Origin of the sequence: Kitasatospora sp. NPDC086801 (genome assembly GCF_044745805.1) — a bacterium.
Lineage (GTDB): Bacteria > Actinomycetota > Actinomycetes > Streptomycetales > Streptomycetaceae > Kitasatospora.
The window spans coordinates 247,871-263,851 of sequence record NZ_JBIVAX010000004.1 but is presented as its reverse complement, the minus strand read 5'-3'; the positions used below and the strand labels follow the sequence as shown (position 1 = coordinate 263,851).

Annotated in this window: 15 protein-coding genes and 1 pseudogene; 6 read left to right on the top strand and 10 right to left on the bottom strand. The window is 74.1% G+C overall.

Annotated features, from left to right (window positions below; all coding sequences use genetic code 11):
- Positions 1-37: 37 nt before the first annotated feature.
- The 3 genes from ACIPLC_RS08085 to ACIPLC_RS08075 are packed head-to-tail and all read right to left on the bottom strand — an operon-like array spanning position 38 to position 3,353.
- Positions 38-1,072 carry a TolB family protein gene (locus ACIPLC_RS08085; protein WP_400472104.1) on the bottom strand — a complete coding sequence of 345 codons (1,035 nt, stop codon included), beginning with the start codon at positions 1,070-1,072 and terminating at the stop codon, positions 38-40.
- 11 nt (positions 1,073-1,083) lie between these two features.
- Positions 1,084-2,412, bottom strand: a complete 1,329-nt coding sequence (locus ACIPLC_RS08080) for an MFS transporter (protein ID WP_400472103.1) — start codon at positions 2,410-2,412, stop codon at positions 1,084-1,086.
- A 5-nt stretch (positions 2,413-2,417) separates the two neighbouring features.
- Entirely contained in the window at positions 2,418-3,353 is a 936-nt protein-coding gene (locus tag ACIPLC_RS08075; RefSeq protein WP_400472102.1) for an alkaline phosphatase family protein, read from the bottom strand.
- A gap of 198 nt (positions 3,354-3,551) precedes the next feature.
- Between ACIPLC_RS08075 and ACIPLC_RS08070 the strand changes: the two genes are divergently transcribed.
- Complete coding sequence (locus tag ACIPLC_RS08070; RefSeq protein ID WP_400472101.1) at positions 3,552-4,892, top strand: cobalamin biosynthesis protein; 1,341 nt, start codon at positions 3,552-3,554, stop codon at positions 4,890-4,892.
- Positions 4,889-5,935 carry an Rv2231c family pyridoxal phosphate-dependent protein CobC gene (cobC, locus tag ACIPLC_RS08065; protein WP_400472100.1) on the top strand — a complete coding sequence of 349 codons (1,047 nt, stop codon included), beginning with the start codon at positions 4,889-4,891 and terminating at the stop codon, positions 5,933-5,935. The genes ACIPLC_RS08070 and cobC overlap by 4 nt, the downstream gene beginning before the upstream one ends.
- A gap of 77 nt (positions 5,936-6,012) precedes the next feature.
- Here cobC and ACIPLC_RS08060 read toward each other — a convergent pair whose 3' ends face one another.
- From ACIPLC_RS08060 to ACIPLC_RS08030, 7 genes are all read right to left on the bottom strand, one after another.
- Positions 6,013-6,804 (bottom strand): MOSC domain-containing protein, encoded by a 792-nt coding sequence (locus ACIPLC_RS08060; RefSeq protein ID WP_400472099.1) that lies wholly within the window; start codon positions 6,802-6,804, stop codon positions 6,013-6,015.
- Positions 6,801-7,331 (bottom strand): hypothetical protein, encoded by a 531-nt coding sequence (locus ACIPLC_RS08055; protein ID WP_400472098.1) that lies wholly within the window; start codon positions 7,329-7,331, stop codon positions 6,801-6,803. The genes ACIPLC_RS08060 and ACIPLC_RS08055 overlap by 4 nt, the downstream gene beginning before the upstream one ends.
- 45 nt (positions 7,332-7,376) lie before the next feature.
- Positions 7,377-8,492 (bottom strand): LLM class flavin-dependent oxidoreductase, encoded by a 1,116-nt coding sequence (locus ACIPLC_RS08050; RefSeq protein WP_400472097.1) that lies wholly within the window; start codon positions 8,490-8,492, stop codon positions 7,377-7,379.
- 220 nt (positions 8,493-8,712) lie between these two features.
- A complete protein-coding gene (gene glnII, locus ACIPLC_RS08045; RefSeq protein ID WP_400472096.1) occupies positions 8,713-9,735 on the bottom strand; it encodes a glutamine synthetase in 1,023 nt (340 codons plus the stop codon).
- Positions 9,736-9,979: 244 nt separating this feature from the next.
- Positions 9,980-11,017 carry an SCO1860 family LAETG-anchored protein gene (locus ACIPLC_RS08040; RefSeq protein ID WP_400472095.1) on the bottom strand — a complete coding sequence of 346 codons (1,038 nt, stop codon included), beginning with the start codon at positions 11,015-11,017 and terminating at the stop codon, positions 9,980-9,982.
- A 244-nt stretch (positions 11,018-11,261) separates the two neighbouring features.
- A complete protein-coding gene (locus ACIPLC_RS08035) occupies positions 11,262-11,939 on the bottom strand; it encodes a uracil-DNA glycosylase (RefSeq protein WP_400472094.1) in 678 nt (225 codons plus the stop codon).
- A 140-nt stretch (positions 11,940-12,079) separates the two neighbouring features.
- Positions 12,080-13,171, bottom strand: coding sequence for an amidohydrolase family protein (locus ACIPLC_RS08030; protein WP_400472093.1), 1,092 nt, complete (start codon positions 13,169-13,171; stop codon positions 12,080-12,082).
- Positions 13,172-13,268: 97 nt separating this feature from the next.
- On the opposite strand from ACIPLC_RS08030, the gene ACIPLC_RS08025 reads away from it, so the two are divergent.
- The 4 genes and pseudogenes from ACIPLC_RS08025 (at position 13,269) to ACIPLC_RS08010 (ending at position 15,886) form a co-directional block, all read left to right on the top strand.
- Complete coding sequence (locus tag ACIPLC_RS08025) at positions 13,269-14,354, top strand: pyridoxal-phosphate-dependent aminotransferase family protein (RefSeq protein ID WP_400472092.1); 1,086 nt, start codon at positions 13,269-13,271, stop codon at positions 14,352-14,354.
- Positions 14,355-14,821: 467 nt separating this feature from the next.
- Positions 14,822-15,355 carry a hypothetical protein gene (locus ACIPLC_RS08020; protein WP_400472091.1) on the top strand — a complete coding sequence of 178 codons (534 nt, stop codon included), beginning with the start codon at positions 14,822-14,824 and terminating at the stop codon, positions 15,353-15,355.
- Positions 15,352-15,693, top strand: a pseudogene (locus ACIPLC_RS08015) (GNAT family N-acetyltransferase); the annotation flags it as partial. The gene ACIPLC_RS08020 and the pseudogene ACIPLC_RS08015, both read left to right, overlap by 4 nt.
- Positions 15,694-15,754: 61 nt before the next feature.
- A complete protein-coding gene (locus ACIPLC_RS08010) occupies positions 15,755-15,886 on the top strand; it encodes a hypothetical protein (protein ID WP_400472189.1) in 132 nt (43 codons plus the stop codon).
- Positions 15,887-15,981: the final 95 nt, after the last annotated feature.

Genomic DNA, 15,981 nt, shown 5'->3' with positions numbered 1-15,981 from the left:
TCATTGTGCTCGACGAGGGACCGTAGCCGAGAGTTCCTCAGCCCAGGTAGGCGGGGGCGACCGCGGCCTGGGTGACCCGCCGTGGGGCGCCGCCGCCGTCGGCGGGGACGGTCCACAGGTCGGCGCCGTAGTCGCCGGGCAGGGCGTAGAGGAGGGTGCCGGTGTCCGACCAGACGGCCTGGTCGTCGATGTTGCGCTGTTCCGCGGTGGCGGTCTCGGTCATGGTGGCGAGGTCGAGGACGTACAGGCGCCAGGGGGCGTCGGGGGACAGGCCGGGAACGCGCTTCTTGTACGCGATGCGGGTGCCGTCCGGGGAGAGCGAGGGGCACTCGACGTTCTCGTGCAGGGTGGTGAGGGTGTGGGCGGCGAGGTCGCCGCGGACGAGGTGGGTGTGGCCGCCGGTGGCGAGGGTGGCGTAGAAGGTGTCGTCGTCGGCGAAGGTCACGCCCCAGATGTTGATGTCGTGGGCCTGGTACGGGTGGCCGTCCTTGATCACGTCGAAGGTCTCCAGGTTGTCCCGGAGGTTCCAGTCGCGGACGTCGACGACGGAGGTGCGGGTGGAGAAGTCGGTGCCCGCGTAGGAGTCGCCGCTGACGAAGACCGTCCAGGCGGCGAGGTGCCCGGACGGGGAGACCCGGGAGCGGGTGGGGATGCCGGCGGCCGGGTAGGAGCGCCGTTCGCGCAGGTGGTCGTCGAGGACGACGGCGCGGTAGGTGTCCTCCAGGGCGCCGTGCTGGGCCTGGAGGCAGATGCCGGTGCCGGCGGCGGCGTAGAAGCGCAGGCACTGGACGCCGGAGGCGGTGCGCGGGCCGTCGGGGCGGTCGGCGGGGACGGCGGTGAGCTCGTCGCGGTGCGGGCCCCAGGCCATGTTGCGGAAGACCAACTTCCGCCCCTCGGTGGGCTTTTGGAGGGTGACGGCGCCTTCGGTGACGGCGGGGCCGCCGGGCTGGGCCTGGTCGCGCCGGGCGGTGCGGTCGGCGGCGTGGAGGACGGCCCCGGTGCCGACGGCGCCGAGCAGCAGCACGGCGACCAGCAGGACGATCACCCTGGTCCGGTTCTGGAGTCGGTTCACGCTCGGTCCGTTCACGTGGGCTCTCCTGTGGCGGTGACGGCGGGTTCACGCAGGACGGCGGCCGCGCCGAGCACGCACAGCCCGAGCGCCCCCGCCGACCAGCCCAGCGCGCCGGTGCCGCCCAGCGCGCTCCACAGCGCGCCGAACAGCAGCGAGCAGGCGAACCGGGCGAGCGCCTGCCCGGTGCCGACCAGGGCGAGTCCGGCGCCGCGCTGCCCGGCCGGGACGGTGTCGGCCGCGGCGGCGGCCAGCACGCCGTCGGTGGCCGCGTAGAAGGCGCCGTGCAGCACGAGGACGCAGACGGCCACCGCCGGGCCGCCGGCCGGCGAGAGCAGCAGCCCGTACGCGAGCAGCAGCAGCACGTGCCCGCCGAGGAAGAGCCGGCGGCGGCCGATCCGGTCGGCGAGGGCGCCGAGCGGGACGGCGAGCAACAGGAAGGCGGCGGCGGTACCGAGCGGCAGCAGCGGGAACAGGTCGACGGAGAGGCCGAGCCGGCGCTGGACGAGGAGGTAGAGGAAGGAGTCGCTGACGGTGGTGAGTCCGAGCAGGACGGCGCAGAGTGTGAGCCGTCGCAGCCCGGGCAGCCGCAGCAGGGTGAGGCTGTCACGCAGCGAGGGGACGGAGGTTGACGGATCATCAGCCAGCTGCCGGTTCGGCACGAACAGCAGCAGGATCAGCACCCCGAGGGCGGCGACGCACGCGCTGACCGTGAACACCGCGTCGTAGCCGTGCCGTTCACCGCCGTCGGCGAGCATCGGCCCGCCGGCGAGGCGCAGCACCAGGAAGGCGGTGAGCGGGCCGAGCAGGGCGCCGGCGGTGTCCATCGCCCGGTGCACGCCGAACGCCCGTCCACGGTGGGCGGGTTCGGTGGAGAGCGAGATCATCGCGTCCCGGGGCGCGGTGCGCAGGCCCTTGCCGGTGCGGTCGACGGCGATCACGGCGCCGATCAGCGGCACGGTGTGGACGAGCAGCAGCAGCGGTTTGCAGAGCGCGGACAGGCCGTAGCCGAGGGCCGCGACGGTCTTGTGGCGGGCGGCGCCGTCGCGGCCGCGGCGGTCGGCGAGGTGGCCTCCGGCGAGCCGGACGAGCGCGCTGAAGCCGTTCTGGATGCCGTCCAGCAGGCCGAACCCGAGCGGGGAGAGGCCGAGGCCGGTGAGCAGGTAGAGCGGCAGCACGGCGGTGACCATCTCGGAGGAGATGTCGGTGACCAGGCTGACGGTGCCGAGGGCCAGCACCGTCCCGGGTACGGCGCGCAGGGCGGCGCCGCGCCGCCCCGGCGTCTCCGTTGCGGAGGCCGGGGCGGTGGGGGCCTTGGAGCTGCGGGAGTCCGCGACGTACACGGGCGTCAGTTCCAGATGCCGGTGATGTCGGTGGCGTTGGCGGCGTTGCCCGCGTGGGCGGTCAGCCCGGCGAGGTCCTCCAGGGTGCGCAGCACGTTGTAGTGGTTGTAGGTGGTGCCGGTGCTGCTGCCGGGGGTGACGTGGGCGCCGTAGACGACGGTCGGGATGCGGTTGCCGGCGAGGCGGTTGTCCTCGTCGAAGGTGACCACGAGCAGGCTGTTGTGGCTCTTGGCCCAGTCCGCGTAGGCGGCGAGGTTGGTCTGCAGCCAGGTGTCGCCGGTACCGACGGAACAGTCGTGCATGTCGTTGCACAGGTCCGGGATGACGAAGGAGACCTTGGGCAGGGTGGTGTAGTCGGTCGGGAAGGCGTCCATGCCGTAGGCGCTGGAGGCGGGCACGTTGCCGAAGCCGAACCACGGGTTGTGCTTCTGCGCGTAGTTGTCGACGCGGCAGTCGGTGGCGCCCTGGGCGGGCAGGCCCTCGTTGTAGCTGGCCCAGGTCTGGCCGGCGGCGAGGAGTTCGGAGCCCAGGTTGGGCTGCTGGAGGGCGCCGACGGAGACGCAGCTGTCGTCGGTGACGCCCTGCGCGCTGCCGGAGAACAGCATGTAGTAGTTGGGCTGGCTGGGGTGGGTGAGCGCGAAGGACTGGGTGAGCGCGGCGCCGCCGGCGACCAGCGTGTTGTTGATGTACGGCGCGCTGGAGCTGCTGCCGATGACCTGCGAGTAGGCGTGGTTCTCCATGACCACGACGATCACGTGGTCGGGCGAGGGCAGCCCGGCGGCGGCGTCGGCGGCCGCGCTGCCACCGGCGGCCCACAGGCCGAGCGAGCCGCCGACGAGGCCGAGCCCGGCGGCGAGGGCGGTGAGGGGTCGGCGGAGCGGGCGGCGGGAGGGGCGGCGGGGGGACGTGGTTCCGGGGGTGCGGAGTCGTGCGAAGGCCATCGGGTCCTCCGTGCGTCGGGGCTGCCTGGTTGGAGCGCCGAGAACAGTAGGATCGCGCCGTGACGTGTACGGCACAAGACAAGTGAAGAACAGACGAACAGCTGCCGCCCGTCGGCGGTCCACACCACAGCCGCCCCGATTGACCCGTTCCGACCGGGCGTGGTGGGATCACGGGGACTGGTGGTGAAGGAGTGGGACGTGATCGGACTGGTCGCCCTCAACGGGACGGGCCGCCTGCTGGCCGAGGAGATCCACGCCGCCTGGCCCGAGACCACCCGCATCCACACCGCGATGGTCAGCGCCTGCTTCGGCCCGGCCGAGGCCTTGGACCACGCCCTCAGCCGGGACGACCTGGTGGTCTGCCTCGCGCCCGTCGCGGCCACCGCGCACCTGTTGATCGACGGCCTGCACCTGCGCCCGGGCGGGCCCGGCCTGGTCAGCCTGGACCTGAACCTCCGCTACGCCGTCCCGCTGACCGGTCGCGACAGCGGCGCCGACGAACTGGCCGAGGAACTCGCCGCCCTGCTCGGTGTCCGGGCCGTCCTGACCAGCAGCCCTCCCCCCGCCGCCGCCCCGCCCTTCGCGCACCTGGCCGGGCACGCGTCGACGTCCACCCGGGGGCCGCGCGGCGCGGCGGCCGCGCAGGCGCTCGCCGAGGGCCGGCCGGTCCGGCTGGAGGGCGACCTGGCGTACCCGCTGCCCGCCCTGCCGCCCTCGGCCCGGACCGACGCGCCCGCCGACGCCCCCGTCCTGCGGGTCACCGACCGCACCCACCCCGACGAGGACGTGCTCCTGGTGCACCCGCGCACCCTGGTCGTCGGGGTCGGCGCGGGCGGCGGCGCCACCGACTCCGAGCTGATGCGGCTGATCATGGCCACCCTGGACGAACACGGCCTGGCCCGCGCCTCGATCGCCCGGCTGGCGACGGTCGCCGGCAAGGCGGACCACCCGGAGGTGCGCTGGGCCGCGTTCTGCCTCGGCGGGGTGCCGGTGGACGAGCACCCGGCGGCGGCCCTGGCCTCGGTGCCGGTGCCGAACCCGTCCGACCTGGTCGGCGCGGCCGTCGGCACCGCGAGCGTCGCCGAGGCGGCCGCCCTGGCGAGCGCCCCCGGCGGCGAACTCGTCGCCACCAAGCGGAAGTCCGCCGCGGCGACGGTCGCGATCGCCCGGGCGGCGGTCCGCGGACGGCTCGCCGTCATCGGACTCGGACCCGGCGCGCACGACCTGCTGGTGCCGCGCGCGCTGGCGGAACTGCGGCGCGCGGCGGCGGTCGTGGGCGCGCCGGGCGCGATCGAGACGGTCGCCGGGCTGCTGCGGCCCGGGGCCCGGCGGATCACGACGGACGACGGTGCCGGGGCGGCCGCCGACCTGGCCGCCGATCTGGCCGCGCACGGGCACGCCGTGGCGCTGGTCGCCCTCGGCGACGGCGCGGCGCTGAGCGTGCCGCCGGGCGCGTACGACGTCCACCGCGTCCCCGGACTGTCTCTCCACCCACCGGCCCCCGAGGCGCCCGCCCACCCGCAAGGAGACCCTGCGTGACCGCCCCCGAACCCGACCTGCGTCACCACGGCGACGCCGAGGTGCGCGCCGACGGGTCCGGCCTGGTCGACCTCGCCGTCAACGTCCGCACCGGCACACCCCCGGCCTGGCTGCGCGACCGGCTCGCGGCCACCCTCGGCGACCTCGCCGCCTACCCCGACCAGAGCGCCGCCCGCGCCGCGGTGGCCGCCCGACACCGGCGACCCACCGACGAGGTGCTGCTCACCTCGGGGGCGGCGGAGGCCTTCGTCCTCTTGGCCCGCGTTCTGGCGTCTCGTCACATCGTCGTCGTGCACCCGCAGTTCACCGAACCCGAGGCGGCCCTGCGGGACGCCGGACACCGGGTGCACCGGGTGCTGCTGTCCCCCGAGAACGGGTTCCGGCTCGGGGCCGTCCCCGAGGAGGCCGACCTGGTCGTCCTCGGCAACCCCACCAACCCGACCTCCGTCCTGCACCCCGCCGACGCCGTCGCCGCACTCGCCCGCCCCGGGCGCACCCTGGTGGTCGACGAGGCGTTCATGGACACCGTGCCCGGCGAACGCGAATCCCTCGCCCAGGCCCGGGACCTGCCCGGACAGGTCGTCGTCCTGCGCAGCCTCACCAAGACCTGGGGCCTGGCCGGGCTGCGGATCGGCTACGTCCTCGGGCCCGCACCGCTGATCGCCGCACTCGGCGCCGCCCAGCCGCTCTGGCCGGTCTCCACCCCCGCGCTGGCCGCCGCCGAGGCGTGCAGCGGCCCGGCCGCGCTGGCCGAGGCCGAGGAGGCTGCCGCCGAACTGGCCCTGTGGCGCGAACACTTGCTGAAGGGGCTGGCCGGATTCCCGTCCGTGCGGGTGTACGGCGAGCCGGCCGCGTCCTTCGTCCTGGTACGGCTGCCGGACGCGGCGGCCGTCCGGGAGCGGCTGCGCGGGCGCGGCTTCGCCGTCCGGCGCGGGGACACCTTCCCGGGGCTGGGCGAGGAGTGGCTGCGGATCGCCGTCCGGGACGAGGCCACCACCGACCGCTTCCTGGACGCCCTCGCCGCCGTCCTCGGCCCGGCCTGACCCCGTCCCCTGCCTCAGCCCAGTCCGGCCCTCGCCCCTCGCCCCCGCCCCCCGCCCCCCGCCCCCCGCCCCCCGCCTCAGCGCAGCCTGATCCCGTCCCCCACCTCGACCCGGCCGGGCACCAGCACCTGCGCGTACACCCCCGCGCACGGCAGCGCGGGCATGCCCTCCAGCGGGACCAGCCGGTTCCGCTCGGCCGGGACGCGCAGGGCGGACGTGCTCCGGGGCAGCGGGCCGTGCCGCAGGGTCGGGACGGCGCAGCGCGGCGTGGGCGCCACGACGCGCAGCCGCAGCACCGGTCCGATCGCCAACTCCCGCCCCACCCAGGCGTTCTCGACGTACCCCTCGCCCTCCGTACGGATCACCAGGTTCGGGCGGTAGCGCTCCGCCTCGGCGCCGGTCGCGGCCAGCGTCGAGGTGGTGACCAGGTGCAGCGGGGCGAAGTCGAAGAACCCGCCGCCCGGCGCCGCCCGGCCCAACTCGTTGACGGTGAAGTCGACTTCGGCCTCGATGCCGTGTGCCAGCACCTCCTCCGGCACGGCCCGCTCGATCGTCGCCCCGGGCGGGCGCTCGGTGATCAGGGCGACCTTGCGGCCGAGCGCCGCCGACAGCGCCTCCTCGTCCACGCGCCGCCCGTCCGGGTCGGTGATCACCACGCCGCCCGCCGTGGTCGCCGCCGTGTAGCCGAGCAGACCCGCCCACAGGCGCGGGTTCTTGGCGCTGGCGACCTTCCCGGTGTCGAGGTCGAGCAGGGCCCGGCCGCGGTCCCGGTCCAGGCCGCGCCCGTCCACCTCGACCACCGCCAACTCCTCCCCCAGCAGCGACTTCACCGGGTAGCGCCACAACCGTTCGACCGCTCCGACCCTCACGCCTCCTCCGCCCACTCGCGCAGGGCCGCGAAGTCGTCCGCCAGCAGCCCGAGTCTGGGGTCGACGTGGAAGGTGAGCGCCGGGCCGGGGTGGTGGGCGGCGATCCACGCGGTGTCCTGCGGGCCGAGTTCGTCGTCCACCCAGACGAACGGCCGGCCGTCCGCCCAGGTGACCACGTCCCGGGTCTTCCAGTGCAGGCCGCCCGGGTCCTCCCCGAACAGGTCCGTCCACTGGATGTACGGCAGCTCGGGCAGGCCCAGGTTCGGGCCGATGTGGGTGTTCGCCTCGCCCATCCAGCCGGTGGCCCACACCAGTTCGTACGGCAGCGCCAGCAACTCCCGGCCGTGCTCCGGGTTCAGCCACACCCGCAACGGCCGCACCGGCCCGCCGGGGCGCCGCGCCTGCCGGTCCGCCCACCAGGTCGGGAGCAGGCGGTACGTGTCGTAGCCGTCCGGCCGGCGGGTCTTCGGCGCGGCGTAGGGGTTGAGCGGTCCGTCCACGTCGAGGAGGAGCAGGGGCAGCGTCATGCCTGAATTCTCGGGCGGCCGCCAGGTATTGACCACCGATTTGCGCTACTGACCGGTCCGACCCCCCGGCCGGCGCCACAGGTTGCGGGCGGCCAGCAGCGGCAGGACGCCCTCCCCGAACCAGTACGCCTCCTCGAGATGCGGCATGCCCGACAGCACGAACTCGTCGATCCCCAGCTCGTGGTACTCGGTGATCAGGTCCGCGACCTCCCGGTGGCTGCCCACCAGGGCCGTCCCGGCGCCGCCGCGCAGCAGGCCGATCCCGGCCCACAGCCCCGGGTACACCTCCAGCCGCTCGGCCGAACCGCCGTGCAGCGCGAGCATCCGGCGCTGCCCCTCCGACTCGCTCTCGGCGAGCGCCCGCTGGGTCTGCCGCACGCGCCCCGGGTCCATTCCGGCGAGCAGCCGCTCGGTCTCCGCCCAGGCCTGCGCGGCGGTGTCCCGGGTGATCACGTGCAGCCGGATCCCGAACCGCACCACCCGCCCCCGGGCGGCGGCGAGTTCGCGGATCCAGCGGACCTTCTCCCGTACCTGGGCGGGCGGTTCGCCCCAGGTCAGGTAGACATCCGCGAACCGCGCCGCGACCTCGCCGGCCGCCGGGGACGACCCGCCGAAGTACACCGTCGGCACCGGGTCCGGCAGCCGGTTCAACCTGGCCCGCTCGACCCGCAGATGGGGCCCGTGGTGGTCGACCGTCTCGCCCGCCCACAGCCGCCGGACGATCTCCAGGAACTCCCCGGTCCGCGCGTACCGGGCGTCCTTGTCCAGGAAGTCCCCGTAGGCGCGCTGCTCGGCGGACTCCCCGCCGGTCACCACGTTCAGCAACAGCCGCCCGCCGGACTGCCGCTGGTACGTCGCGGCCATCTGCGCGGCCAGCGTCGGACTGATCTGCCCGGGCCGGAACGCCACCAGGTACTTCAGCCGCTCCGTCACCTGCGTCAGCATCGCCGTCGTCAGCCAGGCGTCCTCGCACCACGCCCCGGTCGGCGTCAGCACCCCCTCGAACCCCAACTGCTCGGCACTGCGGGCGACTTGCCCCAGATACGCCACGCTCGGCGGCCGGTCCGAGCCAGTCACCCCCGGCGTGGACCCGTGCCCACCCCCGACGATCTGCCGACTGTCACCGTTGGTGGGGAGGAACCAGTGGAACACGAGCGACATGAACGGACACACTCCTACGCCGGGTTGCCTGCGGGATGAGGGCGGAGACACTCACCGGCAACACGCGGCCGCACACACCCGCACCAGGTCCACGTGCAGACGGCGCACGAGGACACGGCGGGCGGAAGCGGTCATGCGAGCGATTATGCCCGACGACGACGGCCGCCGGGCCTCCCTGGTGCGGGAGGCCCGGCGGCCGGTGTGGAGCGGGGGGGGCGGATCAGACCTGGCCGGCCTTCTCCAGGGCCTCGCAGCAGGTGTTGATCAGGAGCCGGGTGACGACGTAGGGGTCGACGTCGGCGTTCGGGCGGCGGTCCTCGATGTAGCCCTTCTGGTCCACCTCGACCTGCCACGGGATGCGGACCGAGGCGCCACGGTTGGAGACGCCGTAGCTGTAGACGTTCCACGGGGCGGTCTCGTGCTTGCCGGTCAGGCGGGACTGGATGTCGTCGCCGTACTGGCTGACGTGCTCCAGCACCTTCTCCTGGGAGGCACCGAGGGACTCGCAGGCGGTGATGATGGCGTCGTAGCCCTCGCGCATCGCCTTGGTGGAGAAGTTGGTGTGCGCGCCCGCGCCGTTCCAGTCGCCCCTGACCGGCTTGGCGTCCAGGGTGGCGTCGATGCCGAACTCCTCGGCGGTGCGGTAGAGCAGGTAGCGGGCGATCCACAGGTCGTCCGAGACGGTCAGCGCGGGGACCGGGCCGATCTGGAACTCCCACTGGCCGGGCATGACCTCGGCGTTGATGCCGCAGATCGCCAGGCCGGCGTCGATGCAGCGGTCCAGGTGCAGCTCGACGATCTCGCGGCCGAAGACCTCCTCGGCGCCGACGCCGCAGTAGTAGCCGCCCTGCGGGGCCGGGAAGCCGCCCTCCGGGAAGCCGAGCGGGCGGGAGCCCTTGAAGAAGGTGTACTCCTGCTCGATGCCGAAGATCGACTCCTGGGCCGCGTACTTCTCGTCGACCTCGCGCAGCAGGGCGCGGGTGTTGGACTCGTGCGGGGTCCCGTTGGTCTCCAGGACCTCGCACAGGACGAGGATGTTGTCACCGCCGCGGATCGGGTCCGGCACGACCTTCACCGGGTCCAGCACGCGGTCCGAGGCGTGGCCCTCGGCCTGGTTGGTCGAGGAACCGTCGAAACCCCAGGTGGGGATGGTGTCGGCGTTGGCCAGGACCCGAGTCTTGGAACGGAGCTTCGCGGTCGGCTTGGTGCCGTCGATCCAGATGTACTCGGCCTTGATTGCCACGGCGGTGTACCTCGCATTGCTGGGTGGTGGGTGCCCGCGTAGCGTCGCAAGCCGCCGTTTCCCGGTTGTTCCTCTCGTGTAACGCGGATGTGAACCAACCCTCCGTGATGGCACGGTCACGGTGCGGGAGTGCCAGGGCGACACCCGGGGTGGCGGGGTGGCACCCGGGGTGCCCGGGGGCGACACCCGGGGTGCCCGGGGGCGACGCCCGGGTGGCGCTCCCGCACCGCAGGGGTGCCGGGGCTCAGCGCCGGCGGGCGTGCGCGGCCCGGCGGCGGCGGGTCGCCCACAGGGCGCCGGCCCCGCCGGCGACGAGGGCGGCGGCCCCGGCGGCCAGCGGGCCGGTGGCGCTGCTGCCGCCGGTCGCGGCGAGGCCGGCGGCCGGCTTCTCCGACGGGCCGGGCTTCTCGGCGGCGGCCTGCGGGACGACGGCGCGGGTGGTGGTGTCCGCGACCGGCTGGGCGGTGGCGGCGGTGCCGGTCGACGCGGCCGCCGTCGGGGCCGGGGTGGGGGTCGGGGTGGGGGTCGCACCGGCGGGCGGCGCGGAGGGCTTCTCGCAGCTGACCGAGGCGACGGTGATCTTGCCGGTGACCTTGGCGACGTTCAGGTTCAGCGGGTTCACCTCCACCTGGACCTCCAGGGCCGAGGCGGCGGCGGTGGTCGAGGTGGTGGTCTTCTTGGAGAGCTCCACCGACACGCTGCCGATCAACGGCACGTCCACCTTGGTCGGCCCGTACAGGCCGATGGTGACGGGCTTGCCGAGCACCGTCAGCTTGGCGGGCGCGACGACGTCGGCGGCCGGCTGCCCGTCGACGGGGCAGGTCGCCTCGGCGCTCATCGCCTCCAGGCCGATCAGCGTGGTGGCGGGCAGGCCGGGGGCGTGCACGTCGGCGTTGACCAGCTTGACGGAGGCGGCGGTGCCCTTGGCGTCGAGGCGGGTCACGGCCGTGCCGATGTCGGCCTTGACCAGGGTGACCGGGCCCTGCTGGTCCACGCCGTCGACCTTGGCGGTGAGGAGCGAGCCCTCGCGCTGGGCCGGCGTCTCCACCTTGTTGAGCGCGATGTCCACCGGGACGTCGACGGCCTTGTTCAACAGGCTGACGTCCAGGGCGAGTTCGGCCGTGACGGCGCGCGCCTTGCCGGGCGACGCGGCGGACGACGGAGTGGACGACGAAGCGGATGACGGGGTGGCCGCCGGCGCGGCCGGGGCGGCGTACGCCGACGGGACGGTGAGCAGCGTGCAGGCCGCGACGACGGCGGCGGCGGAAGCGGTTCGGCACACGGAACGAGCGGGTCGGGTGGAACTGGCGGAACGGACGGAACGGACGGAACGAGAAGACATGGCGGTACCCCCACAGGTGCTGTTGCTCCGGAGCGCGCCCAGACGTCACCCGCGACAGGCGGGGAGGGGCCGGCGCTCCGAACGGTGAGCCGCCAGTCTTCTCGAACAGTCCGTCACAGGAGTCACACAGAACGTCATTTCACTCGTTGGAGTGAGATTGACGCCCGCTACTGACTCCGGTCTGCTACGGCAGTCGCCAGTCCACCGGCTGCGCCCCCTGCCGCGCCAGCAGCTCGTTCGCCCGGCTGAACGGCCGCGAGCCGAAGAAGCCGCCGCTCGCCGAGTACGGGCTCGGGTGCGCCGACTCGATCGCCGGGACGTCCCCGAGCAGCGGCCGCAGGTTGCGGGCGTCGCGCCCCCACAGGATCGCCACCAGCGGGCCGCCGCGCGCCACCAGCGCCCGGATCGCCTGCTCGGTGACCTCCTCCCAGCCCTTGCCCCGGTGTGCGGCGGGCTTGCGCGGCGCGGTGGTCAGCGCGCGGTTGAGCAGCAGGACGCCCTGCTGCGTCCACGGGGTGAGGTCGCCGTTGGACGGCTGCGGCAGGCCGAGGTCGCTGCCGTACTCCTGGAAGATGTTGATCAGGCTGGCCGGGATCGGCCGGACCTCCGGCGCCACCGAGAAGCTGAGCCCGACGGCGTGGCCCGGGGTCGGGTACGGGTCCTGTCCGACGATCAGCACCCGCACGTCGGCGAAGGGCTGCTGGAAGGCCCGCAGCACGTTCGGCCCGGACGGCAGGTAGGTGCGGCCGGCGGCCAGTTCGGTGCGCAGGAAGTCGCCCATGGCGGCAACCCGCCCGCCGACGGGTTCCAGGGCGGTGGCCCAACCGGGCTCGACGATCTCGTTCAGTGGACGCGGTGCCATGGTGGCCACCCTATCGGCCTACACCGACAGGGCGTTCAGCGGATGATCATGCCGACGAACCCGGGGCCGCCGAGCCTGCCGACCGGCTGGCCAGCCACGCAGCACCACCGGCCAGCCGGTCAGCGCCACCGACCGACCGCTCACCCCACCGGCCGCCCGCGCAGCACCACCAGCCGCGGGTCGACGAGCACCCGGACGTCCGCCCGCGGGTCCTCCCCGTACACGACGAAGTCGGCCGACTCCCCCTCCTCCAGCCCCGGCCGCCCCAACCACTCCCGCGCGCCCCAACTGGCCGCCGACAGCGCCTCCGCCGGGCTCAGCCCCGCCTTCACCAGCTCCGCCACCTCCTCCGCGACCAGCCCGTGCGCCAGCGAGCCGCCCGCGTCCGTGCCGACGAACACCGGGATGCCGGCGTCGTGCGCGGCGCCGACGGTGGCGTAGCGCCGCTCGTGCAGCCGCCGCATGTGGGCCGCCCAGGCCGGGAACTTGCCCTCGCCGCTGGCCGCCAGGCTCGGGAAGGTGGCGATGTTGACCAGTGTCGGGACGATCGCCACGCCGCGCTCGGCGAAGGCCGGGATCAGCTCCTCGGTCAGCCCGGTCGCGTGCTCGACGCAGTCGATGCCGGCCGCCAGCAAGTCCGGCAGCGACTCGGCGGCGAAGCAGTGCGCGGTGACCCTCGCGCCCTCCTCGTGCGCCGCCGCGATCGCCTCGACCAGCGCGTCACCGGGCCAGCAGGCGGTGAGGTCGCCGCGCTCGCGGTCGATCCAGTCGCCGACCAGCTTCACCCAGCCGTCGCCGCGCCGGGCCTCCGCGCGGACGTACGCGGCGAGGTCGCCGGGCTCGATCTCGTGCGCGTAGTTGCGGATGTAGCGGCGGGTGCGGGCGATGTGCCGCCCGGCGCGGATGATCCGGGGCAGGTCCTCGCGCTCGTCGATCCACCGGGTGTCGGCGGCCGAGCCGGCGTCGCGGATCAGCAGGGTGCCGGCGTCACGGTCGGTGAGCGCCTGCTTCTCGCTGGTCGCCGCGTCGACGGCGCCGTGCGCGTCCAGTCCGACGTGGCAGTGCGCGTCCACGAGACCGGGCAGCACCCAGCCGGTCACCGTCCGGACGTCCTCGGCGCCGGGCGGGCAGGTGAAGCTCACCCGGCCGTCCACGACCCAGAGTTCGTCCCGGACGTCCTCCGGACCGACCAGCACCCGACCCCGGACGTGCAGCACCGCGCCATCGTTCATGGCCCGCACTCTACCGACGGGCGTGTTCCCTGTAAGCAGCGAAAATGCGGCAGACTCGTTCACGTCCCCACCACGCCGTGTGCGAAAGGCCCCTACCGTGAGTCCCTTCCTCGACCTCCCCCCGCTCAGCGCCGCCGAGTTCGCGGCGATCGAGGACCAGGTCGCCGCGCTGCTGCACACCACCGCCGACGTCATCGTCACCCAGGGTGAGGCGCTGCTGCCGCTGGAGGCCGCGATCCGCGGTGCCGCGCACCCCGGCTCCACCGCGCTCAACATCGTCACCGGCCCCTACGGACAGACCTTCGGCAACTGGCTGCGCTCCTGCGGGGTCGAGGTCGTGGACCTGGCCGTCCCCTTCGACAGCGCGGTCGGCGCGCAGCAGGTCGCCGACGCCCTCGCCGCCCACCCGGCCGTCGACTTCGTCTCCCTCGTCCACGCCGAGGCCGCCACCGGCAACACCAACCCCGTCGCCGCGATCGCCGCCGTCGTCCGCGAGCACGGCGCCCTGCTGATGCTCGACGCGGTCGCCTCCGTCGCCGCCGAGCCGCTGCTCACCGACGAGTGGGGCGTCGACCTGTGCGTCATCGGCGGCCAGAAGGCCATGGGCGGCCCCGCCGGGGTCTCCGCCGTCTCCGTCTCCGAGCGCGCCTGGGAGCGGATCGCCGCCAACCCGGCCGCCCCGCGCCGCTCCTACCTGTCCCTGCTCGACTGGAAGGAGCGCTGGACGGACGCCGGGCGCACCGTGCTCCCGCACGCCCCCGCCCAGTTGGAGATGCTCGCCCTCGGCGCCTGCCTGGACCGGATCTCCGCCGACGGCCTGCCCGCCGTCATCGCCCGCCACCGCGCCGCCTCCGCCGCCACCCGCGCAGGCGCCCGCGCGCTCGGCACCCTCACCCCGTTCGTCGTCGAGGACGCCCACGCCGCCCCGGTCGCCACCACCCTGCGCACCCCGGCCGGCGTGCACGCGGCCGACCTCGCCGCCCGCCTCGACCCCGCCCTCCCCGTCCAGCCCGGCGGCGGCCCCCTCGCCGCCTCGATGCTCCGCGTCAACCACTACGGCCCCGCCGCCTCCCTGCCCACCGTCCACGCCTGCCTCACGGCCCTCGCCACCGCGACGGACACGGACCCCGCCCCGGCCCTGGCCGCCGCCGAGGCCGCCTGGACGGCAGCCGTCCAGGGCTGACACCACGGCGCCGGGCCGCCCCGAGATGTCTCTCGGGGCGGCCCGGTCAGCTGGCCTGCACCCGGAGATCAGCGTGCACGGTCTTGCCGTACTCATCCGGGGTGACGCCCCACCGGCCACGGGTGAGCTTGTGGGCGCAGAAAGCAGCCGTGCAGGTACTGCGGCAGGTCGAGAAGGCCACGGCGGACGGGTCGTACCTTGAACGGGTCGGACGCGAACTGCACACCCTGTCCGGCACGCTGCACTCCCACCTCGGGTGGATCGAGTTTGACGCAGGCCGCCCGGCGCAAGCTCGGGCGGCCTGCACCGAGGCGCTGACCACCGCTCGCCTGTCGGCGATCCGCTCCTGGAGATCAGGGCACTGGACAAGTTGTCCATGCTTGCCGTTGAGCAGCGGCGGCCGTGGGAGGCGGTAGCAGCGGCCGCTGCCGCAGGAGGGTTGGCGCAGGAGGGTTGGCGCAGGAGGGTTGGCGCAGGCCCACGGCGGCCCCAAGGTGAGGTCGGTCGTCGCCTTGCGACTGGCACGGGCCTTGTCGTCCGCTGGGGATCACGCGGCCGCCCGACGCACTCTGTCACTGGCGCTGACCTGGCATGACCGGTCCGACAGGGACACCGATGCGCCTCGGTGGACTGCGTTCGCCGGCCAGGTCGAGGTCGACTACGCCACTGCCGCATGGCACGTGGAGACCGGCCGTCCCGTCCACGCGATCCCGTTCCTGCGGTCCGCCGTCAACCAGCTCGGGCCCACATACGGCCGGAACGCGGCTCTGTACCGAACACGTCTGGCCGAAGTGCTCATGAAAGCCGGCGAGGTGGAGGAGGCCTGCACGGAGGCGATTGCGAGCGCCGACGCGGCTCAGGGCATGACCTCCGCCCGGTTGGTGGAGAGGCTGCGGACGGTGGCGGCCTCTGCCGAGCACATCGGTACGGCGTCGGCGCGAAGTTTCGTGGCACGACTGCGAGAAATGGGAGTGACGGCGAAGAAGGGGAAAGCGACGTGACGGTGACGGTCAGGGTACTGGACGGCGGACAAACAGCCTGCCTGGAAGAGCAGTTGAAAGCCGTTTTCGCCGAGGCCTTCGCGGAACTGCCCTACGGGGAAGGCCCGCCCGACGTAGGGCGGGCGTTCCGCCGTTTCCGGTCGCAGGTGCGAAGGCCGGGGTTCCGGGCGGCGGTGGCGTTCGACGGCGAGGCAGCGGTCGGGATGGCCTACGGCTACCCGCTGGCGGCGAGCACGGGCTGGTGGGACACGCTCATCGAGCCCGTACCCCAGGAGCTTCGCCACGAGGACGGGAACCGGACGTTCGGCCTGTTCGAGCTGGCGGTGCGCCCAGCCTGGCGCAGGCGGGGCGTCGCGACCGAGCTGCATCGCGCCTTGGTGAACAGGCTGGAGAACCAGCGTGATGCTGAACAGCCGCCCGGAGGCGACGGCGGCACAGGCCGCCTACCGGGCGTGGGGCTATTGGCGGGTGGGCGCAGCGGTTCCCTGGGAAGGCGCGGCGGAGCACGACGTCCTGCTGCTGGAGTTGTGACGCGTAGACCGGAGTGTGGAAGCAGGGCCGAGCGTCCTCGCGCAGCAGCTTTCGGCCAGCGGCTCCCGGCACAGTTCCCGCAGCGTTCATCTGCG

Bases quoted from the DNA above. Each gene is read 5' to 3' on its own strand.
- ACIPLC_RS08050 (WP_400472097.1), bottom strand. From the start codon at position 8,492: ATGTCGCTCGTGTTCCACTGGTTCCTCCCCACCAACGGTGACAGTCGG.
- ACIPLC_RS08075 (WP_400472102.1), bottom strand. From the start codon at position 3,353: ATGGCCTTCGCACGACTCCGCACCCCCGGAACCACGTCCCCCCGCCGC.
- ACIPLC_RS08055 (WP_400472098.1), bottom strand. From the start codon at position 7,331: ATGACGCTGCCCCTGCTCCTCCTCGACGTGGACGGACCGCTCAACCCC.
- ACIPLC_RS08035 (WP_400472094.1), bottom strand. From the start codon at position 11,939: ATGGCACCGCGTCCACTGAACGAGATCGTCGAGCCCGGTTGGGCCACC.
- ACIPLC_RS08030 (WP_400472093.1), bottom strand. From the start codon at position 13,171: ATGAACGATGGCGCGGTGCTGCACGTCCGGGGTCGGGTGCTGGTCGGT.